1 protein-coding gene is annotated in these 416 nt (G+C 59.1%); it reads right to left on the bottom strand.

From position 1 onward, the window contains the following. On the bottom strand, positions 1-416 hold a 416-nt coding region (locus AC1D0P_RS30550; RefSeq protein ID WP_477680157.1), incomplete at both ends, for an RbsD/FucU family protein.

Below are 416 nucleotides of genomic sequence, written 5' to 3'. Positions count from 1 at the left end.
GCCATAGGGGCCGGGGTCTGAGGTCCGGATCACGGCGAAGGCGTTGCTGGCGGCCTCGTAAAAGGAGAAGCGTTCGAGCGCTTTGATCTTCACATGCCGATGTTCCGCCGCATCGATAATGGCTTGCACACGATCAAAAATCGGCAGGATCTTTTCCGCCGCGCCGACGACCTGCATCCGCTTGACCGGCGCATCGACGAAGGTGTCGACCGGCATCAGTTCGAGGATCGCTGCGAGGCCGGTGGGGATATCGGCGCCGGGAAGATCGATGATCTTTCCCCAGATCGTCTTTGCCGCGATGGTCGCAGCCGGATGGTTGACGTCGCAAATCAGGAGATCGTCGCCATGGCCCATCAGCATGAGCACATTGACGATTTCGGCACTGAGAAGACGTGGGATTCGCTTGAGCATTGTTG

Source organism: Polaromonas sp. P1_G2 (genome assembly GCF_056405515.1).
Note: the sequence above shows the minus strand (reverse complement) of the source record. Positions and strands in the feature narration are given on the sequence as shown.